This is a genomic window from Bowmanella pacifica, assembly GCF_014645355.1.
GTDB lineage: Bacteria > Pseudomonadota > Gammaproteobacteria > Enterobacterales > Alteromonadaceae > Bowmanella > Bowmanella pacifica.
On record NZ_BMLS01000004.1, the window covers coordinates 279530 to 300467 of the forward strand.

Consider the following 20938-nt stretch of genomic DNA (forward strand, 5'->3'; position numbering starts at 1 on the left):
TAACATTATCATCAGCCACCAAGGCACCTCATGATCATAGAAAAAATTGCATCAGAACTCTCCGTCTCTCCCCAACAAGTCCAAGCCGCTGTTACCCTGCTGGACGACGGAGCCACAGTTCCCTTTATTGCCCGTTACCGCAAAGAAGCCACCAACGGGTTGGATGACACGCAACTGCGTGCCCTCGAACAACGTTTAGGCTACTTACGTGACCTTGAAGATCGTCGCCAGGTAATTCTTAAATCCATTGGCGAGCAGGAAAAGCTAACTCCCCAATTACAGGCTCAAATACTGGCCGCCGACAACAAAACCGAGCTTGAAGATCTTTACCTGCCTTACAAACCCAAGCGCCGTACTAAGGGCCAGATTGCCATTGAAGCCGGTCTGGAACCCCTGGCTAATAGCTTGTTTGAAGACCCAAGTCAGGAGCCTGAAAGCCTGGCCACTGAATACCTCAATGCCGATGTAGCCGATACCAAGTCTGCCTTGGAAGGGGCCCGCTATATTTTAATGGAGCGCTTTGCCGAAGATGCCGCCCTGCTGCAAAAGGTTCGTCTGCACCTCACCAGGGAAGCCCACATCCAGAGCAAAGTCGTGGCCGGTAAAGAAAAAGAAGCGGCGAAATATTCAGATTATTTCGCGCACAGCGAACAGCTCAGTAAAACCCCATCGCATCGCGCCCTGGCCATGTTCCGTGGACGCAATGAAGGGGTATTGCAAGTCTCCATGAATGCTGACCCCGCCAATGAAGAAGGTGACCGCAGCTCGCAGTGTGAAGGCATTATTGCTCAGCATTTTGATATTCGTGACAACGGTCGCGCAGCCGACAAATGGCTGCAATCTGTGGTGCAATGGACCTGGCGGGTAAAAATCCTGCTACACATGGAAAATGAATTGTTTGGCAGCTTGCGTGAAAAGGCCGAGTTGGAGGCCATCACCGTATTTGCCAAAAACCTGCAGGACTTGCTGATGGCTGCTCCCGCTGGTGCCAAGGTTACCATGGGCCTAGATCCAGGCTTACGTACCGGCGTTAAAGTCGCGGTGGTTGATGCCACAGGTAAGGTTGTTGCGACTAATACAATCTACCCGCATGCTCCCCAGAACCAGTGGGATAAATCGGTACGTACCCTGGCCTTGATGTGCCAGCAACACAAAGTCCAACTGATCAGTATTGGTAACGGTACCGCCTCACGGGAAACAGACAAGCTGGCCAGCGAAGTGGTTAAGGCTTTGCCTGATCTGAAAATCAATAAAATCGTAGTAAGCGAAGCAGGTGCCTCGGTTTATTCTGCCTCAGAACTGGCGTCCAACGAGTTACCGGATCTGGATGTTTCAATTCGTGGAGCAGTATCTATTGCCCGACGTTTGCAAGATCCATTGGCCGAACTGGTAAAAATCGAGCCTAAAGCCATAGGCGTCGGTCAATATCAGCACGATGTCAGCCAAAGCCAGTTAGGCAAGTCCCTGGATACCGTCGTAGAAGACTGTGTTAACGCGGTAGGAGTAGATCTGAACATGGCCTCTCCGGCACTGCTTAGCTATGTATCCGGTTTAAACCGCACCCTGGCGCACAACATCGTCAGCTATCGCGACCAACACGGCGCTTTTGCAGACCGAAAGCAACTGCTGAAAGTTGAAAGGCTGGGCCCCAAAGCGTTCGAGCAAGCGGCTGGCTTTTTGCGTGTAATGGGTGGCAAGAATCCACTGGATGCTTCGGCAGTGCATCCGGAAGCTTATGAGCTGGTTAAGCACATTAGTGAAAGTGCAGGTGCGGATATCGCTACACTGATGGGCAATAAGGATCTATTAAAGTCTTTGAAGCCCCAGGATTTCGCGAACCAGAGCTTTGGTATTCCCACCATCACCGATATCCTGGCGGAACTGGACAAACCCGGACGCGATCCACGCCCGGAGTTTAAAACCGCAACCTTCAAAGAAGGTATCGAACAGGTAAGCGACCTGAAGCCTGGCATGATCCTCGAAGGCGTAGTCAGTAACGTGGCTAACTTTGGTGCCTTTGTGGATGTTGGCGTGCATCAGGATGGCCTGGTACATATCTCTGCCATGACAGATAAGTTTATCTCCGATCCCCGTGAAGTGGTAAAAGCCGGGGATATCGTCAAGGTCAAGGTAATGGAAGTGGATGTGGCGCGAAATCGCATTTCTTTCAGTATGCGACTCAATGACGAGCCCGCTCCAAAACAGGCACAGGCTAAGCAGGAAAGAAGCGCCAGGCCACAAGGCCAACGCAATCATCAGGCTAAACCACAGCGCCAGGCACAACCTGCCAACAGCGCCATGGGCAATGCCTTAGCAGAAGCCTTAGCTAAAGCGAAAAAATCCTGATCCAAACAACAACGCCCCATTGTGGGGCGTTGTCTTTTCAATCATTGCTCTTTTACGCGCTGTGCTGCAACGAATAGGCTCTGGGTTGTGATACCTGTTGATAGAAACTGTCGATACGCAAACTTCGGGCGCTAATCTCAACATCCAAACTAGCCTGTCCATGACGAAACTCCGTGCCAGGGGACTCAAGCCCCACCGCTTCTGCTACCGGATCGGTTTCCTGCAAAGTACGTCGCGGTGGGCTCACACCACCACCCTCGACAATATCGCTAAGCTCCGCCGTTGAAGTAGCACTGTCTTGCTGCCCAGATTGCCCATCGGCCACAGATTGCACCGCCTGCTGGGCATTCTGCGCCGAGTCTCGGGCAATCTCCTGCCGTGCTTCTGCAGCGCGCTGTTGCGCCTCAGATGCAACCCGTAAATCCTGAGGAGAAGGTTCCGCTGGCGCTAAGGCTGCCGCCCGGACTTGCTGCATCTTACGCAGCGTCTCATCGGGGGACTTACCTTCAGAAATATCAATACTGACTTCGCCACCTACCGCATAACGCTTCCCATCAGGACCGGTTTCAAACTCATAACTGGGAGCGCCTGCATGTTGTCCGCCCACAGCAGCATGGGCCTGTTCATGCGCCCTTACTTCTTGATCGCGCTGTTTTAGTTCCTGAATTTTCTTCTGTTCGCTAGCGCTTTCTTGCTGGTCCTGAGCATCCTGCTTACCTGCACTGGGATCCTCAGCATTATCCTTCTGCTGCCCCCCCTCTCCTTGCAATGCAGACTGCGGATTCAGACTGGGCTTTTCGTAGGTGACAGGTTGAGGCGCCTGGCCGGGTGTTTTAACACGATCAGACTCGGAACCTAATCCAGATTCCGCTGCCGAGTTTTCAGTATTGGTAAGCTGGGGAACGGTTTCTCTGGCTACATTGTCGCGACGCGCCGCCTCGGTATTCAGGTTGGCGGTATTCAGCGGGAAGGCTGTCAATGCGGGCGCAGCAATGTTCATCATAATCAGGCTAACTCGTCGATTAAACGACCAACGGTGTCTTTAGCGACTTCTAACACTTTACCGTTAGCTTGCGCATTACGCAGGTTGAGGGTCAGTCCGACTAAATCATTAGTCATAGTATCGCCCCCAGAAGGCAAAAGCTTACTCTGCAAGCCAATTTGCTGCATGGCAGCATCAGCCAACACTTCCTGAGGATCGCGAAGCTGGGCCTGTTCTTGTGCCAAGCTGACAGAATGCTGAGTAATACCATCCGATGCACGCTGCAAACCGAGCGTACCCGACAGAATGGCCGAATTGATATTGCTATCGACATTCATCGACATAAACTACCCCTATTACCTCGTGGATAATTATTAACCAATTTGGGCAAAAATAGAAGCCTTTCGCTCAATTCAGCTTTAAGCCATCAGGCACTTAGCCAAATAATCTCTGATAGCATTGGCAAATTCATCAGCATGGGAAATAAAAGGCGCGTGCGAGGCAGCGGGAAACAGCATGGACGATGCCTTAGGTTGCAGGTGCTCAACCAACTCTAATGTCGCCTTGGGCACCAAACTGTCATTGCGACCGTAGATTCTCAAGGTTGGGCAACCGATAGTGCAAATTTTTTCACACAAATCTGCTTGTTCCAGAATCGCCAGACCGCTAGCTAAAGCCACTTTCGAAGGACTAGGGCGCTTGACCAGCAAGGTCTTCAGATTTTGTATGTCCGCTTTCGCTCGCTCACTGCCGAGCGCCTGAATAGCCAAAAAGCGCTCTATGGTTTTGTGCGGATCGGAGCGTAACTGCATGGCAAAGGCTTTAAGCACTTCGGCCTTTATGCCGGGCCACTGGTCAGTAGCCAGAAACTTGGGGGTGCTGGTCACACAGATTAAGGCTCGCACTAAAGCCGGATAGTTAAGAGCCAGTTGTTGAGCCACCAGCCCACCCAATGACCATCCCATTATTATCATTGGTTCCTTTAACTGTTGTGCAACCAGCGCGGTTAAGGCATCCAGATCATAGCTATCCGGTACAGACTGATGATTATGGCCAAAGCCCGGCAAATCCATTAGCACAAACTGGAATGAACCCTGCAAACGCTCAATCAGCGGCTGCCACACCTCACTGTTTAATCCCCAACCATGTAACAACAGAATTTTTGGACCGGTACCCACAACATCGGAATGTAACAGCAAAATCATCTACTCTTTGCACAAAGGAGGTCAGTGTAATGGCAAGATGGCTAAAAACAATAGGATGCCGCGTTCCGCAGAGCTGCTTGCTGTGCCAACAAGCGGCTACAGCACTTATTTGTCAATATTGTCAGGCAGACCTCCCCGTATTGGCACTATCGCAATGTAATTACAACCTGCTTAACTGGCCCAAGATAAAGAGTGGACTGCATCAGGTCAGCTATGACAGGTTATTGGTCAGCGCAGAGTATAGCTGGCCCTGGGACAGGCTGCTGACCGCACTGAAGTTCAATCAACGTACCTTAAATGCCAAAGCGCTGGCTGAGCAGTTTTATCGGGTTGCACTCGTAAACGGCGCCAAGGTACCAGAGGTAATATTGCCTATGCCTTTGCACTTCAGACGCTACACAGAGCGTAAATACAATCAAGCGATAGAAATAGCCAAACATCTATCTTGCCTGAGCGGTATTGCCCTCGATACCCAGCTTTGTCGGCGTATCAAGGCAACGCAGGCGCAAAGCCGGCTTAGCGGCGCCAAACGACGCACTAACCTGCAAGATGCTTTTAGCTTGTGCCATCAACCATGCTACGACCATGTCGCAATATTTGATGACATAGTAACCACAGGAAGCACAGTTAATAGCCTGTGTAAGGTGTTGAAAAAAGCGCGACCCAGCCTGCATATTGAGGTCTGGGCCATTGCCATTAGCCTGTCACCTGGCTCAAACTGAACGCGCTACATTAGAGGAGATAAATATATCGCGTTACTCAGGAAGCGACTGGTTCCGTACCAATAACCACGGAAGGTCAGATTGTCCGTCGTGCCAATCACTATCCCCTTACCCAGTTTATTGGCCACCAGATTCGTTCGTCCCGACAGCAGCCTTTGCATCTCCTCGCTGGCATAGCCTGCCTGCAAGGCTTTAGCTTTGTATTTTGAAACGGTAATAAAAGGCTTGTCAGCGGCCTGCATCACCATATTACTGTTACGCAGGAAGGCAACGTTGGCGTCAGAGTAACCAAATGCCAGGGGGTGACTCAGATCAACCTGACCGGCAAATACCGCACCAGCGATGCGTTGTTTGCCCTGCAAGGCTTCCTGGTCGGAGAAGCTCAGCGTTTTAGTGTCAAACACATCCTGAATCTCTTTGTCAGAGACAAAACTGGCCTGTAACCACTCCTGCTGGGCGGCCAGCTTGGCGGCACTTTTCTGCGCAATCAATACCCCACCTTGCCGGATCCAGGCTTCAAGCTTATCCGTGAGCGCTTCGCTAAGTTTTCCATAGTTACCCTCAACCATCACAATATGGCTGTATGCTGCTAACTCAACACGATGCAAACGCTCCAGCTCAATGATGGAAGCAGGCAGACCGACATGCTGATCAAGATAATGCCAGACTTCACCAACTTCATATTGTGATGTGCCCTCTCCCCCAACTAGCAGGGTCTTGGGCGGATTCAGCATGGCCATTTGACGACTTCCCAGGTCACTGCCCTGCGCCGTCAGACCTGAGGTTACAGACCACACTCTAACACCCGCTTGGTGACTGGCCTGTTCAATCAACCTTTGCCAGCCGTCAGGCTGAGCTAAGGCCCGGGGAATAATCACACTACCGGCCTCAAAAGCGATATCTCCCTGATTTGTGTTCGCCGTAAAAGCCCCACCGGCCACCTTGACTTTAAGTCCTTTGGCAAGCAAAGACTGCAGTAGTTTAGGCGCGTTCGAATCCTGCCAGGAGAACGCATAGGCATAAGCACCTGCGTCTAATTCAGAAGGCTGTGCAGTCAGGGTTGGCAAACTGTCACTCAAGGGTAATTTGCGCCATCTCCCTTTCTCCACTGCCACAAAGTCAATATCAAAGGCCAGCGGTAAGTTCCAGTTAGATACATCGTAGAACGTATTGTCATTAAAACTGGTCCGGGTTGAAAAAATGGACTTAATCAGACGGTACTGCGGCTGGTCCAGGGGAACAAAGACGGTGTTGTCACTGGCATAATTACGCCCTTCCAGTTCCAGATCTTTGCTTAGGCCATGCATACGAATTTGATGCTGACTTAAAATAGACAGCAACGCCTTAAAACGGCTTTTATCTTTTGCTTCACTGAGCAAATAGCCGGATACATCGTCTTTGGACGCCAACCTGGCGGTTTGTGCAGCAAATCCCCGCTGATAATCCTTCAGCTTTTGAGCATTAGCCAAGGCACCATCAAAGGTCGATATTGAGGTCGTTACCTGGTTTTGAATAGTCGCTGGGAAGGACAGCGGCCCGTGTATAGAGTCCTGTAAATGACCTCTGCTGCTGGCCTGTTCAAATAAGATGCCCACGCTCCCCATGGAATCGGGATAGGTTGAGCCCTTGCCGTAATAGAAGTCGTCAAAGTCTTCCTGTGTGTAGTACAGCTGTCCCGCCGCGTCTAAAGCAGATGCATGGAATTTCCCCAACTCATGGGTCAGTTCAACATTCTCATCTGGCGTCCAGGGGTTTTTGCGGGTTGGGATACCCGGCTGAAAGAAGAAGGTACTATTGGTACCCATTTCATGAAAATCCGTCAGTACATGGGGCCGCCACTGGTGAAACTGGCTTATTCTGGCACGTGATTCAGGGTGAGTAAGCAGTAACCAATCACGATTCAGATCGAACCAGTAATGGTTAGTGCGCCCACTGGGCCAACCTTCCTTGTGTTCCCTATGATTAGGATCGGACACCAGATTCAACCCTTTGTGCATATTCGCCCACTGGGCAAATCTGGACAGCCCGTCTGGATTTAAGGCCGGCTCCAACAGAATGACAGTGTCGTTAAGCAGTTTTTCGATCTTAGGGCCTTGAGCGGCAGCCAGGTAGTACGCAACCAACAGTCCGGCATTAGCACCCGAGGGCTCATTGCCGTGGACGCTATACCCCATCCAGAGCACCAAGGGTGAAGTAGCGTTTTTGTCACCGCCTAAAGATGCCAAATGCGTTTTACGCAGTGTCGACAAATCTTGCTGGTTCGCCGCCGAGCTAAAGGCCAAAAGCAAGATGGGGCGCTGCTCATGAGAGCGACCAATTTCTTCAATAGACACTCTGGGGGAGCTTTCGGCTAACTGATACAGGTAGTGAACAATCTGATCATGTCGAACGTGCCAAGTGCCAACCGGATAACCAAGTACAGACTCAGGAGTAGGTACATTAGCATCATATTGAATATCGTTTGGGAGATAGTCCAAATCGCTGGCTACCTGCGCCATAGATACAGGCGAAACCAGCAACCACAGTGCCCACAGGCTTATTCTTTTCAACACATTCATGTTTAGCCCCTTGATTTAGCTAACCTTTTCACACCAAGCTAACAGCTAAACAAGTGCGTTACCAGTTTCGTTAAAGCAAATACTAGGCGATTGGCCTCAGGCTGATTTTTTGCATTACACAGACGACAAAGAATTTCATTACCCGAGTGTTTTACTCAAGTAATTTTTGCTATCATAGCCCCCATATTGGCAGTCGAGAGAACCCGATGATTCACATTTCCGAATCCGCACAGGCCCATTTTCGTAAACTCCTGGATAAACAGGAACCTGATACCAATATCAGAGTGTTTGTGGTCAACCCCGGCACGCCCACAGCCGAATGCGGGGTGTCTTATTGTCCACCGGATGCCGTGGAAAACTCAGATATTTGCCTGGAGTTTGACGGTTTTGATGCGGTAGTAGATAAAGACAGCGCGCCTTTTCTCGAAGAAGCCGAAATTGATTTCGTTACCGATCAAATGGGCTCGCAACTCACGCTTAAAGCTCCCAATGCCAAGGTTCGTCGTGTGGCCGATGATGCACCTCTGATTGAACGTGTAAACTACATGATTGATTCAGAAATCAACCCACAGTTAGCCAACCATGGCGGCAAAGTCGTACTGATCGAGATTACGCCCGCCGGTAAGGCCGTACTTCAGTTTGGTGGCGGTTGTAACGGTTGCTCTATGGTTGATGTAACGCTTAAGGAAGGGATTGAAAAGCAGATGCTGGCGCAATTTCCAGAATTGACAGGGGTTATGGATGCCACCGAACACCAGGCCGGCGAACACTCTTACTACTAATAGTGTTGAGCCAAGCAAATATAGATTAAGCCCGTCACCTGACGGGCTTTTTGATCACGCCAACAAGGTCTGCGCTCGCCACAAACGCCAGTACGCCCAGCCTAGCGTAATACCTCGCCCGGCCAAGAATGCCAGAAACGCTATCCAGAGGGCATGATTGCCAGCATCATACATCAGCCACCAAACGGGCAGAAACACGGCCAATGCACACAACAACATGCTGTTTCGCATCTCCCGCCCACGAGTTAATCCAATAAATACCCCATCAAGTAAGAAGCACCAATGCCCCACTATGGGAAGTAACCAGATGTACAACAGATAGCCTTCGGCCAGCGCAATCAGTGACGGCAGGTCGGTCAACAACCTTAAGATGGCGTGATCAAATAGCACAAATCCGAGACAATACAGCAACGCCAATAACATGGACCATGCGAGACCCCGGCAAACTTGCAGATGCAACAGGTCTTGGCGCTGTTTACCTTTCGCTTCCCCCACCAGCGCCTCCACCGCATAAGCAATGCCGTCGAGACCCAAAGCCGTTATCACAAAGAACTGCATTAACAGCGCATTTAACGCGACACTTTGGGCATCCAGCCGCGCTGCCTGGAAAACCATAAATGCCATGGTTAGTTGCAAGGCTAAATTTCGTAGCAGGATATCAAAATTCAATGCCAATACATGTCGGTATCCCTGCGCAGTAAACCACCCTACTATTGGCCGCACGCCTTTTATTCGCGACAACACAACAAGTAAGCCACTAATAAAAATACCGTATTCGGCAATCACGGTCGCGGTCGCCACACCGGATACGCCCATGTCCAGGCCCATAGCTAAGGCATAACTGAGTAAGGCATTGAATAAATTGGCCAGGATCTGAATAGTCATCACGGTTCGGGTCGCTTGCTGTCCTATCAGCCACCCCATGAGCAGCAAATTTGCCAGGGCTGCAGGCGCTCCCCACACCCGCACTTGCAGGTAATGATGGATGACTTCCGTGGTGGGCGTATCGGCATCGGCAAATAGCACCGCCGCCCACGTCAATGCATCCGTGCAAAGGATTAGTAACATACCAAACAGTACTGCCGGCAGTAACAATTGGTAAAAGACCCTGGCCGCCTCTGCGGTATTGGCCGCGCCCAGAGCCTGGGCACTTAGTCCCGTCGCCGACATACGTAAAAAGCCACATAGCCAGTAGATCTGTGTGATAACCATGCCAGCGACGGCGGTACCCGCCAGGTAATGTGTGGCGCCTAAATGACCGACAATGGCAGTGTCTACCATTCCTAGCAGTGGATTGGTTACATTACTCAGGATCATTGGCAGGGATAAAACGACGATCCGACGGTTTTCAGCGGGGTTCAGCAATTGCTGAAAAAGTCCTGCAGACAAGTTAAGCTCAGCGCATTTAAGAAAGATGGAGCTTATGGTCTTATGCCGCGTATAAAATTGCCAGCTTTGCTATCCCTGATATTGATGAGCCAAATCCTGCCAGCCTCCGAACTTACCCTGCAACATCACGGGGTGATTCTGCAGTATCACCATGTCAGTACAGACACTCCGGCTTCCACCTCGGTCAGTCCCGAACAGTTCACCGAACATATGCAGTATCTGGCTGAGCACCATAATGTCATCTCCCTTCAGGATATGCTGTATAAGTTAAGCCGCCATCAGGCACTTCCCGACAACGCCGTAGCTATTACCTTTGACGACGGCTTTACCAACATACTGGAAAACGCTCATCCCATTTTGCAGCGCCACGGTTTCAACTATACGGTATTTATTAATCCGGCCCTTATCGGTAACGAAAGTCAGCAACTAAGCTGGCAACAAGTGAAGCAAATGCAAAAAGATGGGGTATGGTTTGCCAATCACACCAACCACCATCAGCATCTGCTAAGTCGCGGTAATATGAGCAAGGCGCAGTGGTTAGCCAACTTGAAGCAAGAAATCCTCAGCGCGGAGGAAAAGTTGCAAAAAGAATTGGGCTACAGCCTGCGCTACCTGGCCTACCCCTATGGCGAATACAACAGTGATCTGCAGGCGTTAGTAAAAGAGCTGGGCTTTATCGGCCTTGGTCAGCAATCCGGTGCCGTGGCCCCATATAGTGATATGACCGCCCTACCTCGCTTCCCTGCGGCCGGTGTCTACGCCAACCTTAAGACACTGAAAGTTAAACTCAGCAGCTTGGCTATGCCCAGTCTTTATGATCCGTTAAATCCGGAGTTGGCACTGGATAATCTGCAACCAACCTGGACCACAAAGATTGATACCAGTGACATCCGTCCTACGCAGCTGGCTTGCTATTTTCAGGGTAAGAAGTTGGAGCCGGTTTGGGAAATGCAGGACGTATTTAGTCTAACAGTCCCGACCCCTTTGTCAGCTGGGCGTGCCAGAGTAAACTGCACAGCCCCCAGCAAGCAGGATCCGTCACGCTACTACTGGCATTCTCAGCCGTTTTTTGTCCCGACCAATGATGGTCGCTGGTTAGATTAGTACGAAGTCTGACGAGAGGATGAGGCTATATGAATTGTGCAGATAGCCTCATTTGCTGAATCTCTGCCGTTGGCTAGTGACCACCTGCTAAGATCAACGGCATATCCTGCAGAATATGCTCGGGGTTCACCACCGCCATGGCGCCTGGTGCCAGAACCGGCTTAAAACGCCCTATCACCTGCGCCTTGGTATTAATCAAGGTAATAGACGCACTATGATCCACCAAATAGTCGGGAGTGTCTGTACTGCCAGCGATGGCGTACATCATACCCAGACTGCGTACGAAGGGAAAAAGCTCGGCATGTTCGGCGGTAGCAGCAATAAACTCCGGCTCAAAAAAATTCACATACTCGTTCAATCGTTCGGGGGTATCGCGGTTGGGATCCACAGATAAAAATAACACCTGAATATCCGGTGAGATTGCCTTTAATTGCGGATAAATGCGTTTAAGCTCTGCCAGTGTGGTTGGGCAAATATCGGGACAAAAGGTATAACCGGTAAAGGCCAATGTCCAATGCCCCATCAGTCTTTCCTTACCGAAACGCTGACCTTGTTGATCCAGTAATGAAAAATCTGGTACTTCCCGGGCCTGAGGATAAAGGCTGGCATGCTCTGGCATACCGGCAGGTTTAAGAGAAAGTGATAAATAAATGCCGCCAATCAGGGCCAGCAACAGCCCGAGTGCAATAATAACTTTCTGTTTCATAGGACAAATTTAAAGTAGTGATCCAACAACAACAGTAAGAATAACAGCATCAGATGCACAATAGAGAACTTAAATGTCTGCATGGCGGTGTTTTCCTGAGGGGCATACTTAAGCTTGAGCGCGTAATACAGGAAAACCGCATTAAGCACACTGGACCCCGCCAGATAGATTACCCCGGTCATGCCCACTAAATAGGGCAGCAAGCAGACGATACCCAGCAACACCGTATAAAGCAGCACCGACAGTTTGGTGTATTCAACCCCATGAGTCACCGGCAGCATAGGGATCTTCGCACGGGCATAATCCTTTTCCCGGTGAATGGCCAATGCCCAGAAGTGCGGTGGGGTCCAGGTATAGATGATCAACACCAATAGCAGCGCATGAGGGTGAACTTCGCCCGTCATGGCGGTCCATCCAAGTAAGGGTGGCGCAGCACCAGCCAGCCCCCCTATAACAATATTCTGTGGGGTGGCCCGTTTAAGATAAAGCGTATAAATAGCCGCATAGCCCACTAAACTCGCCAACGTTAGCAACGCTGTCAGGCGGTTCACCCATATCTCTAAAACAAGATAACCCACAAAGGCCAACGCAAAGGCAAAAATTAACGCTTGTTTGGGGCTGACTTTGCCTTTGGGAACCGGGCGGTTAAAGGTTCTGGCCATTTGCGCATCTATATGCCGGTCCATTACGTGATTGATTACCGCCGCAGACGCGGACAATGCACCTATGCCGAATAGCCCTGCCAACAGAGGCTGCCAGGCCAACCAGCCCGGTTGCGATAAACACATACCAACCAAAGCGGTCAGTAATAGCAGCAGTACCACATTAGGCTTGGTCATTTCATAGTAATCCCGCCACCCAGCCTTGGTGTGAATATCACGTTGGCTTACACCGACAGTCTTATCCATAGAGACCTCCTAAGTCTTTCGCAGCAAGGTATAGTTAATCATGACCAGGGTCAGCAGCAAACACGCCCCAACCGCATTGTGTGCGACCGCGATAGCGATAGGTAAGCTGAAAACAACGTTACCTACACCCAGTGCCACTTGTAGTCCCAACACTAACACCAATACCACCGCAAGTTTGCGGAACAGGCTGGATGAAGCCGCTTTATACAAGCGGCTGGCGAACCAGCACAAATAAACAAAGGTCAGCAAAGCACCAAACCTATGCATAATATGCATGGTCATGCGCTCATCATAATCATGGGTACCAAATTCATAATTATCTGCCGCCACTACAGAGTAGGCGCCCGGCAGATCCAATCGCTGTAGCCAGTTAGTCTCACAAACAGGTAACTCAGTGCAGGCCAGCGCCGCGTAGTTGGCAGACACCCAACCGCCTAAAGCAATTTGCCCAATCACAATCAATAAACCCAACAAGGCAAATCCGGCCAGGCGCCGCAAACCAGGATCACCGCCAGGGATACGGTAAGGTGTCAATCTCAGCAGCAGCAGAAACAAACAACTTAATACGGTAAAACCACCGAGCAGATGCCCCATCACCACCAGCGGCATCAGATTCATGGTGACGGTCCACATCCCAAGCATTGCCTGGAAGGTGACCAAGCCGACCAATAAAAATGGCAACTTAAGGGGGCGGTGATGTGCCCTTTTGATCAGACTGATAAGGAAAATGGCCAGAATAACCAGTCCCAACGCCCCAGCAAAATAGCGATGGATCATTTCGTTCCAGGCTTTATGTGCTTCGACAGGACGCTCAGGAAAGGCAGCTTCTGCGAGTTCGACATGCTCATCATGCATGGGGACATGCAGAAAACCGTAACACCCAGGCCAATCTGGACAGCCTAACCCGGCATCGGTAAGACGGGTATAAGCTCCCAATATAACGACGACGAAGGCCAGCAGTAAGGCTGCCAGCACTAACTTTCTCATTAGCGCATTCCCTTATCCGATTCTGGAAAGCTTCAGTAGTTTTCGCAGATCGGCCAGTATATCCCGGCTATGCAGCACGGCTTGTTGTTGTTCTATTTGCGGTGGATAACGCAAAACCACATTATCCAGCGTGTCGACTAAAAAAATACCATCAGTTGGCACATCTTTAAACACTTCATTAACATCCTGTTGGCTTGCCTGCATCATTCTGATGCCGGGAAATTCACTGAGATGCTGACGTGGCTTGGCGTCGCTATCAGCCATTACGATAACCAAAGGCTCGGCCCGATCTTGCTCACGACCCAGCGCAACCCATACCTGATTAATTGCCACCAGGGCATTTTCACACGCGGCATCACAGCGTGATGGCAACACATACAGCAAACGCCACTTATGCTGACTATCCAAATTTGCCAGGTTTGGAATCGGCTCAAGCAAGACCCCTTTATTGGTCGAAGCGCGACTAAACCAATCCATTTCTAATGCCAGTTTGGCCAGCGCCACTGGTAAAATGAAAACGGCAGCAACCAACAACATGGTTTTACGGTGAGATGGATTTGCCATGCTTTTTCCTTTGTTTTGTTATAGCTACTAAGGTAACAATCAAACAAGCCAGTGCCAGCCCAAACCACTGCACTGCATAGGCCAGATGCTTTTCTGCGGGCATCACCACTGGACGCCAGTTATTCTGAAAGCCAAATTGCGTGGTGTTACTTACCTGCACAACATAAGGCAATATATCGAGCTGCAAGATGTCCGCGACATAGCTCAGGTCTGGCTGCTGAATTCGCTTCGGCCAGCCACTTTCGAGCACCTCACGGCTGATAGGATTGTGGCCAGGAACCACTATCATGCCATCCAACGTAAGCCTGTGGGTAGGTAGCGCAATGGCAGGTAACTGCTCACGTAGCGCAGGCGCTTTGAGCCACCCCAGATTGATCAACACCTCGCCGTAATTGGTGGCCATCGGCACCAATACTTCGTAGCCAACCTGTCCCTTCACCACCCTGTTGTCCCACAACAAAATGCGGTTTGTATTAAAGGTTCCGGAAACCTGTACAGGAAAATCCGCGACATCCCCAACCTGTCTGTTAATATCTTGTAAAGACAAGGGTTGCAATGCCAGTCGTTGCTCCAGTTGTTGCTCACGAACTTGTTTTTGTTCAGCGCGCGCCAACTGCCAAAAGCCCAGTCTCAACATAATGATAATGGCCACTAACGCCAGTAACGCGGCGAGCAGTGGCAGAGCGCGCAGCCTCAAAAGCATAGGAGAAGCACTTTGCTATTGAAGATTCTGATAATTTGCCTGCTGATCTTTATGGTTTTCAACCTCTTTCGTGCCATGAAAATCATGTTGAAGGGGGAAAATGAGAGCGAGTCCATGACCAAGTTCATCGGCCGGCGGGTATTAACCTCTGTCATCATCATACTGCTGTTGATTATTGCTGTAGCAATGGGCTGGATAACGCCCAACCCTCGTCCTTACTAACGCAGCGACAACAGGTGTCGCTGCGAGCCTTAAGATTAAAGAATATAAACAAAGATAAATAACAGCACCCATACCACATCGACAAAGTGCCAATACCAATTCGCGGCCTGGAACGCAAACTGGTTGTCTTTACTGAAATGCCCTTTAAGTACCCGAAAAAACATAATAATCAGCAGTATGGTTCCGAGCGTCACATGCAGACCATGGAATCCCGTTAACATAAAGAAGGTGTTGCCATATACACCGGAGGTCAGCATTAACCCCATTTCTCGATAGGCATATACGTACTCCTCCACCTGCAATACCAGAAATCCCAGCCCTAGCAGAATAGTGATACCGAGAAACAAGGTGAGCTGCTTACGCTTCCCTTCTTCCAGCGCCACATGGGCAAAGTGGGCCGTCACCGATGATATTAGTAAGACGATAGTGTTGGCTAACGGCAGTCCAAACCACCCCATAGCTTCGGTAGTAGTGCCTCCTGGCGTTTGCACCAGCGGCCACATGGCTTCAAACCCAGGCCACAGCACTTCATTGGTCATGGCATTATTGGAAGCGCCGCCCAGCCAAGGCACAGCAATCATCCTGGCATAAAACAAGGCACCGAAAAACGCAGCAAAGAACATAATCTCAGAGAAAATAAACCAGCTCATGCCCTGTCGGTAGGAGCGTCCCAACTGGTTGGAATGCATGCCGCTCATGGATTCTTCAATCTGGTCACGAAACCATCCCACCAGCATAAACAGCAGCACCGCCATTCCTGCCAGCAAGATCCAGCCACCATAACCTTCCTTACCCTTAGTGGTCTCGATAACAAAGTTACCGGCCCCAACAGCAATTAAAAACAATGCTACAGCACCTACAAAGGGCCAAGGGCTCTGTGCCGGTACATAGTATTTTTCATAATGTTGCTCTGACATCTCGCTCTCCATTTAGCCGCGGTTCATTGCCACAGTCGATGAGGTTTCTGTCACATCGTAAAAAGTGTAAGACAGCGTAAATATTTCAATATCAGCAGGTAACTGAGGGTCAACATAGAACTGCATTGGCATAACCGCCGACTCACCCGCCAGCAGAGGTTGCTGATTGAAACAGAAACATTCCGTCTTATTCAGATACAGGGCCGCCGTACCTGGCGATACCGATGGTATGGCTTGCCCAACAATATTCTTAGCGGTGGGATTGTGCACTGTAAATTCCACCGTTTTTAGCTCCCCAGGATGCACTTGCACCTGACGGGTGCGGGCTGCAAACTCCCAGGGCATACCAGTATTAGTACGGGTAATAAACTCCACCGTGATGGTACGGCTGGTATCTATATCCTGCACTTCATAGGTAGCCGCAAAGGGATTGGTCTTGCCATTGATGCCGGTAACGTCGCAAAACACGTCGTACAGGGGTACCAGGGCAAAACCAAATCCAAACATGCCCAGCACAACAGCGACCAGCTTGATAACTAACCTACCGTTGTTTGGCGGATTTTGTGCCATAAGTTATTTCACCACGGGTGGTGTCTCGAAGGTGTGGTATGGCGCCGGTGAGGGAATTTCCCACTCCAGGCCTTCCGCCCCTTCCCATACTCTGTCAGTGGCCGCTTCGCCTTGTTTACGACAGGCTTTGATCAACAGCGCCAGAAAAATCAGCTGTGACAGACCAAAAGCGAAGCCACCAATGCTGATCCACTTATTAAAATCGGCAAACTGCAAGGCATAGTCAGGAATACGCCTTGGCATACCCGCCAGACCAACAAAATGCATAGGGAAGAACAGCACATTGACTGAGATAAGCGAACACCAGAAGTGCCACTTGGCAAGGCCCAGGTCATACATCTTGCCGCACCATTTGGGTAACCAATAATAGACCGCCGCCATGATGGAGAAGACTGCGCCGGTCACCAGTACGTAATGGAAGTGAGCCACCACAAAATAGGTATCATGATATTGGAAATCCACCGGCGTGATGGCCAGCATCAGTCCAGAAAAACCACCTATGGTAAACAGCACAATAAAAGCCAAAGAGAACAACATGGGGATCTCAAAGGTGATGGCTCCACGCCACATGGTGGCTACCCAGTTAAACACCTTTACCCCGGTCGGCACTGAGATCAGCATGGTGGCAAACATAAAGAACAGTTCAGCCGCAACTGGCATACCGGTGGTAAACATATGGTGAGCCCATACGATAAATGACAACAGGGCAATGGACGCCGTGGCGTAAACCATGGAGGCATAGCCAAACAGGGGCTTGCGCGAAAAAGTTGGCACAATCTGCGAGATAATCCCAAAGGCCGGCAGGATCATGATGTAAACCTCGGGATGGCCGAAGAACCAGAAAATATGTTGAAACAACACAGGGTCGCCGCCACCCGCCGCATCAAAGAAACTGGTGCCAAAGAATTTGTCCGTCAACACCATGGTCACGGCACCGGCCAACACCGGCATAACCGCAATCAGCAAAAACGCTGTAATCAACCAGGTCCATACAAACAACGGCATCTTCATCCAGGTCATACCTGGTGCACGCATGTTGAAGATAGTCACGATGACGTTGATAGCCCCCATGATGGAAGAGATCCCCATAATATGTACGGAGAAAACAAACAAAGCAGTGCTGTCATTACTGTATGTGGTAGAGAGTGGCGCATAAAAGGTCCAACCAAAGTTCGGGCCACCACCTTCTAAAAACAACGAAGACAATAGGATCAGAAAGGCAAAAGGCAGGATCCAGAAGCTCCAGTTATTCATGCGGGGCAGCGCCATATCCGGCGCGCCGATCATCAATGGCACCATCCAGTTTGCCAAACCGGTAAAGGCTGGCATTACCGCACCGAAAACCATGATCAAGCCATGCACTGTGGTCATCTGATTGAAGAAGTTAGGATCCACCAACTGTAAGCCTGGTTGGAACAACTCCGCGCGGATCACCATGGCCATGGCACCGCCAATCAAAAACATGATAAAGGCAAACCACAAGTACAAGGTGCCGATATCTTTATGGTTAGTGGTATACAGCCAACGTTTAATACCGGATGGCTTGTGGTCATGATGTTCGTCGTGGTGCAGGTGTTCTGCTGCAGTGCTCATCATAATTCTCCTATTTGCCGGTCAGGACAGCGTTGACGTCTTTGGCCTGCACGGTATCCCCCGTGTTATTACCCCAGGCATTACGCTCATAAGTGATAACAGCAGCCAATTCCTTAAGACTTAATTGTTTGCCAAAAGACTGCATAGCGGTGCCTGAAACCCCATGCACCACCACATCAATGTGTTTCGTCATGTCACCTATGGCAATTGCACTGCCTTTCAGGCCAGGAAACACACCGGGCAATCCTTCACCATTGGGCATATGGCAGGCTGCGCAGCTGCTTTGATATACTTTGCTGCCCAGCTCCATCAACTCCGTCATATCCATGTTCATGGCCAGAAGTTTTTGCTCTTCTTCCTTGGCCTTACGCTGAATAGTTTCCTGCTCAGCAATCCAGGCGTCATATTCGGCGGGTGCTTTGGCCACAACCACAACCGGCATAAAGCCGTGATCCTTACCGCACAATTCAGCGCATTGGCCACGGTAGATGCCAGGTTCATTCACCCGGGTCCAGGCCTCATTAATAAATCCAGGGTTGGCGTCTTTTTTCACCGCAAAGTCGGGTACCCACCAGGAGTGGATGACATCATCAGATGTCACCAAAAAACGTACTTTTTTATCGGTGGGGATAACCAGGGGTTTGTCCACCTCTAGCAGATAATTCTCCCCTTTATTGAATTTGTTACGAATTTGCTCGGGCTGTGTCGCCAACACAGAGTAAAACTCAACATCGTTCTCCATGTACTTGTAGTGCCACTTCCATTGCGAGCCCGTTACCAGAACCGTAACATCGGCTTTAGAGGTGTCTTCCATAGCGATTAGGGTATTGGCAGCCGGAATAGCGATAGCGATAAGGATCAGAAAGGGCACCACTGTCCACGCCACTTCCACTTTGACACTTTCATGGAAATTGGCGGGCTTCACCCCTCTGGACTTGCGATGAAAAATCAAGGCAATAAACATGGCACCAAACACCAGGATGCCGATCACAACGCAGATATAGAAAATGGTCATGTGCAGGTCATAAACCTGCGAGCTGATATCGGTAACCCCTTTGCGCAGATTTAGCTGGGAGGGCTGCGCCATAGCGCCGGCACTCAGCAAGGTTGCAAGCATTGCGGTCAACACACCTCTGGCCACGTGACGTCTCCTCTGTCAAAACTTAAAAATTCCGGCGCTAAAAGACCGGAACAAAAAGGTGTCACTGAGTAAATAAAGCGACACCTGTTGTTATATTTTTGTTAAGCACGGTACAAGAATTACCCAACTGATTACTTCTCGTCCAGCTATTTCTGACTAAATAACAACCGAGCGCTCATTTTTTAAGCAACCAGAGGGGTGGGCTAACTCGTTAATTTCCGGAAAATTTTATCCACAACCGCAGCAGCATGCTGATTTCAGCCATCCTGAAAAGGTATATAGGAAATACAAGGAGGATCTGAGTTCAGGCCATCACCTGAACCGTGGCAGAGGGTAAAATGTGTTCAACCGGCATAGACCAGTTTGCTATACGAAGAGCAGGAGCAACTTTTCCACCGATCACCATGGACGGCGACTCCACGATTGGAGGAGCACCATAGCGTAGGGAGCGCTATGGAACAGCTTTAGCAAGCCTGCTAGCAAGTAAGCGACAAGGAGATAGCTTAAATTTTTTGCCCATCCCTGGATGCCGCCGCTCCTTGGCATCCAAGCCACCGCTGCATACGACCATCAGGGAGGGGGGAAGTGCAGATTACGCACGACTCCATGGATGGAGGAGGTAGAGCGAATCAGGAGACCGAGCCGAGGAGCAGTTATCTGCCCGCCCATCCTTGGATATCGCCGCTCCATGGCATCCAAGCCACCGCTGCATACCATCCATCCTTGGATATAAAAAACCCGGCGATAGCCGGGTTGCGATAAAACCGTCTGGTTTTGTCCCTTACATCCAATCGCTATTGCGGATCACGCCAACAGCAATCCCCTCAATAGAAAAGGGCTGGGTAGCTAAATCCACTTTAATAGGAGCAAATTCTTCATTTTCTGCATGTAGCAGTATTTCACTGCGTCCACGCCGTTCTATGCGCTTAACTGTGACCTCTTCATCCACTCTGGCCACTACAACCTGACCATTGTGCACGTCTAGGGTGCGATGCACAGCGAGCAGGTCCCCATCGATAATACCGATATCTTTCATACTCATACCGTTAACCCTAAGCAGAAAATCGGCCTTAGGCTTAAATAAATCAGGGTCAACTTTGTAATGCGTTTCAATATGTTGCTGGGCAAGAATAGGCTCTCCTGCTGCCACACGCCCGATCAAGGGTAAACCTTCGTCCTCGTCCTGCTCATCCAACGGGATGTTGAGTTTAATGCCACGGGATGTACCGGGCAGGATATCAATGACACCTTTACGGGATAAGGCTTTTAAATGCTCTTCTGCTGCATTAGCGGAGCGAAAACCCAGCTGCTTGGCTATCTCCGCACGAGTCGGCGGCATACCGGTATGAGCCATGGTATCTTTGATCAGTTGCAGAACTTCTTCCTGCCTGGGGGTAAGTGGACGCATAAGCCTGTTTTTCCATACAGTTTTACTGTCAGTATATCCAGTTACGCGGGGATAGCAACTCCTGTGGTCTTTTTACCAACCTCTACGCTAACTTAACCCTGACACAGCGCGCTAAAAGGACAATCCAGTGC

Annotated in this window: 20 protein-coding genes; 5 read left to right on the top strand and 15 right to left on the bottom strand. The window is 50.2% G+C overall.

Features of this window, described 5'->3' with window-relative positions; translation table 11 throughout:
- The first annotated feature begins 30 nt into the window (after positions 1-30).
- A complete protein-coding gene (locus IEX02_RS14130; RefSeq protein ID WP_188696467.1) occupies positions 31-2346 on the top strand; it encodes a Tex family protein in 2316 nt (771 codons plus the stop codon).
- Between the two features lie 52 nt (positions 2347-2398).
- On the opposite strand, the gene IEX02_RS14135 is transcribed toward IEX02_RS14130, so the two are convergent.
- The 3 genes from IEX02_RS14135 to bioH form a co-directional block, all read right to left on the bottom strand.
- The gene (locus IEX02_RS14135) at positions 2399-3346 is read right to left on the bottom strand and encodes a putative metalloprotease CJM1_0395 family protein (protein WP_188696616.1); all 948 of its coding nucleotides are present in this window, start codon (positions 3344-3346) and stop codon (positions 2399-2401) included.
- Positions 3347-3351: 5 nt separating this feature from the next.
- A complete protein-coding gene (locus IEX02_RS14140) occupies positions 3352-3672 on the bottom strand; it encodes a hypothetical protein (RefSeq protein ID WP_188696469.1) in 321 nt (106 codons plus the stop codon).
- Between the two features lie 75 nt (positions 3673-3747).
- Complete coding sequence (gene bioH, locus IEX02_RS14145; protein WP_188696472.1) at positions 3748-4533, bottom strand: pimeloyl-ACP methyl ester esterase BioH; 786 nt, start codon at positions 4531-4533, stop codon at positions 3748-3750.
- 140 nt (positions 4534-4673) lie between these two features.
- Between bioH and IEX02_RS14150 the strand changes: the two genes are divergently transcribed.
- Entirely contained in the window at positions 4674-5255 is a 582-nt protein-coding gene (locus IEX02_RS14150; RefSeq protein ID WP_188696474.1) for a ComF family protein, read from the top strand.
- Between the two features lie 5 nt (positions 5256-5260).
- On the opposite strand, the gene IEX02_RS14155 is transcribed toward IEX02_RS14150, so the two are convergent.
- Positions 5261-7813: a M14 metallopeptidase family protein gene (locus tag IEX02_RS14155; RefSeq protein ID WP_188696477.1), complete on the bottom strand. Its 2553-nt coding sequence runs from the start codon at positions 7811-7813 to the stop codon at positions 5261-5263.
- 206 nt (positions 7814-8019) lie between these two features.
- Between IEX02_RS14155 and nfuA the strand changes: the two genes are divergently transcribed.
- The gene (gene nfuA, locus IEX02_RS14160; protein WP_188696480.1) at positions 8020-8595 is read left to right on the top strand and encodes a Fe-S biogenesis protein NfuA; all 576 of its coding nucleotides are present in this window, start codon (positions 8020-8022) and stop codon (positions 8593-8595) included.
- Positions 8596-8649: 54 nt separating this feature from the next.
- Here the strand turns inward: nfuA and IEX02_RS14165 are convergent, their stop codons facing one another.
- Positions 8650-9984, bottom strand: coding sequence for an MATE family efflux transporter (locus IEX02_RS14165; RefSeq protein ID WP_229702229.1), 1335 nt, complete (start codon positions 9982-9984; stop codon positions 8650-8652).
- 42 nt (positions 9985-10026) lie between these two features.
- Between IEX02_RS14165 and IEX02_RS14170 the strand changes: the two genes are divergently transcribed.
- Positions 10027-11088: a polysaccharide deacetylase family protein gene (locus IEX02_RS14170; protein WP_229702230.1), complete on the top strand. Its 1062-nt coding sequence runs from the start codon at positions 10027-10029 to the stop codon at positions 11086-11088.
- A 73-nt stretch (positions 11089-11161) separates the two neighbouring features.
- Here the strand turns inward: IEX02_RS14170 and IEX02_RS14175 are convergent, their stop codons facing one another.
- Genes IEX02_RS14175 through IEX02_RS14195 form a run of 5 tightly spaced genes read right to left on the bottom strand, consistent with a single transcriptional unit; the run spans position 11162 to position 14956 of the window.
- Positions 11162-11794 (bottom strand): SCO family protein, encoded by a 633-nt coding sequence (locus IEX02_RS14175; protein WP_188696484.1) that lies wholly within the window; start codon positions 11792-11794, stop codon positions 11162-11164.
- Positions 11791-12702, bottom strand: coding sequence for a heme o synthase (cyoE, locus tag IEX02_RS14180; protein WP_188696487.1), 912 nt, complete (start codon positions 12700-12702; stop codon positions 11791-11793). Before cyoE ends, IEX02_RS14175 begins: the two co-directional genes overlap by 4 nt.
- Before the next feature lie 9 nt (positions 12703-12711).
- On the bottom strand, positions 12712-13689 hold the full coding sequence (locus IEX02_RS14185) for a COX15/CtaA family protein (RefSeq protein WP_188696490.1): 978 nt from the start codon (positions 13687-13689) through the stop codon (positions 12712-12714).
- A gap of 12 nt (positions 13690-13701) precedes the next feature.
- A complete protein-coding gene (locus IEX02_RS14190) occupies positions 13702-14253 on the bottom strand; it encodes a redox-active disulfide-containing membrane protein (RefSeq protein WP_188696493.1) in 552 nt (183 codons plus the stop codon).
- Complete coding sequence (locus IEX02_RS14195; protein WP_188696496.1) at positions 14231-14956, bottom strand: SURF1 family protein; 726 nt, start codon at positions 14954-14956, stop codon at positions 14231-14233. Before IEX02_RS14195 ends, IEX02_RS14190 begins: the two co-directional genes overlap by 23 nt.
- A 12-nt stretch (positions 14957-14968) precedes the next feature.
- Here IEX02_RS14195 and IEX02_RS14200 point away from each other — a divergent pair, with 12 nt between their 5' ends.
- Positions 14969-15178, top strand: a complete 210-nt coding sequence (locus tag IEX02_RS14200; protein WP_188696499.1) for a DUF2909 domain-containing protein — start codon at positions 14969-14971, stop codon at positions 15176-15178.
- 35 nt (positions 15179-15213) lie between these two features.
- Here the strand turns inward: IEX02_RS14200 and IEX02_RS14205 are convergent, their stop codons facing one another.
- The 5 genes from IEX02_RS14205 to lexA form a co-directional block, all read right to left on the bottom strand.
- Positions 15214-16095, bottom strand: coding sequence for a cytochrome c oxidase subunit 3 (locus IEX02_RS14205; RefSeq protein ID WP_188696502.1), 882 nt, complete (start codon positions 16093-16095; stop codon positions 15214-15216).
- A 12-nt stretch (positions 16096-16107) separates the two neighbouring features.
- Positions 16108-16665 (bottom strand): cytochrome c oxidase assembly protein, encoded by a 558-nt coding sequence (locus tag IEX02_RS14210; RefSeq protein ID WP_188696505.1) that lies wholly within the window; start codon positions 16663-16665, stop codon positions 16108-16110.
- A 3-nt stretch (positions 16666-16668) separates the two neighbouring features.
- Complete coding sequence (gene ctaD, locus IEX02_RS14215; protein WP_188696624.1) at positions 16669-18258, bottom strand: cytochrome c oxidase subunit I; 1590 nt, start codon at positions 18256-18258, stop codon at positions 16669-16671.
- A 10-nt stretch (positions 18259-18268) separates the two neighbouring features.
- Entirely contained in the window at positions 18269-19375 is a 1107-nt protein-coding gene (gene coxB / locus IEX02_RS14220) for a cytochrome c oxidase subunit II (RefSeq protein ID WP_188696508.1), read from the bottom strand.
- Between the two features lie 805 nt (positions 19376-20180).
- Complete coding sequence (lexA, locus tag IEX02_RS14225) at positions 20181-20807, bottom strand: transcriptional repressor LexA (protein WP_188696511.1); 627 nt, start codon at positions 20805-20807, stop codon at positions 20181-20183.
- Positions 20808-20938: the final 131 nt, after the last annotated feature.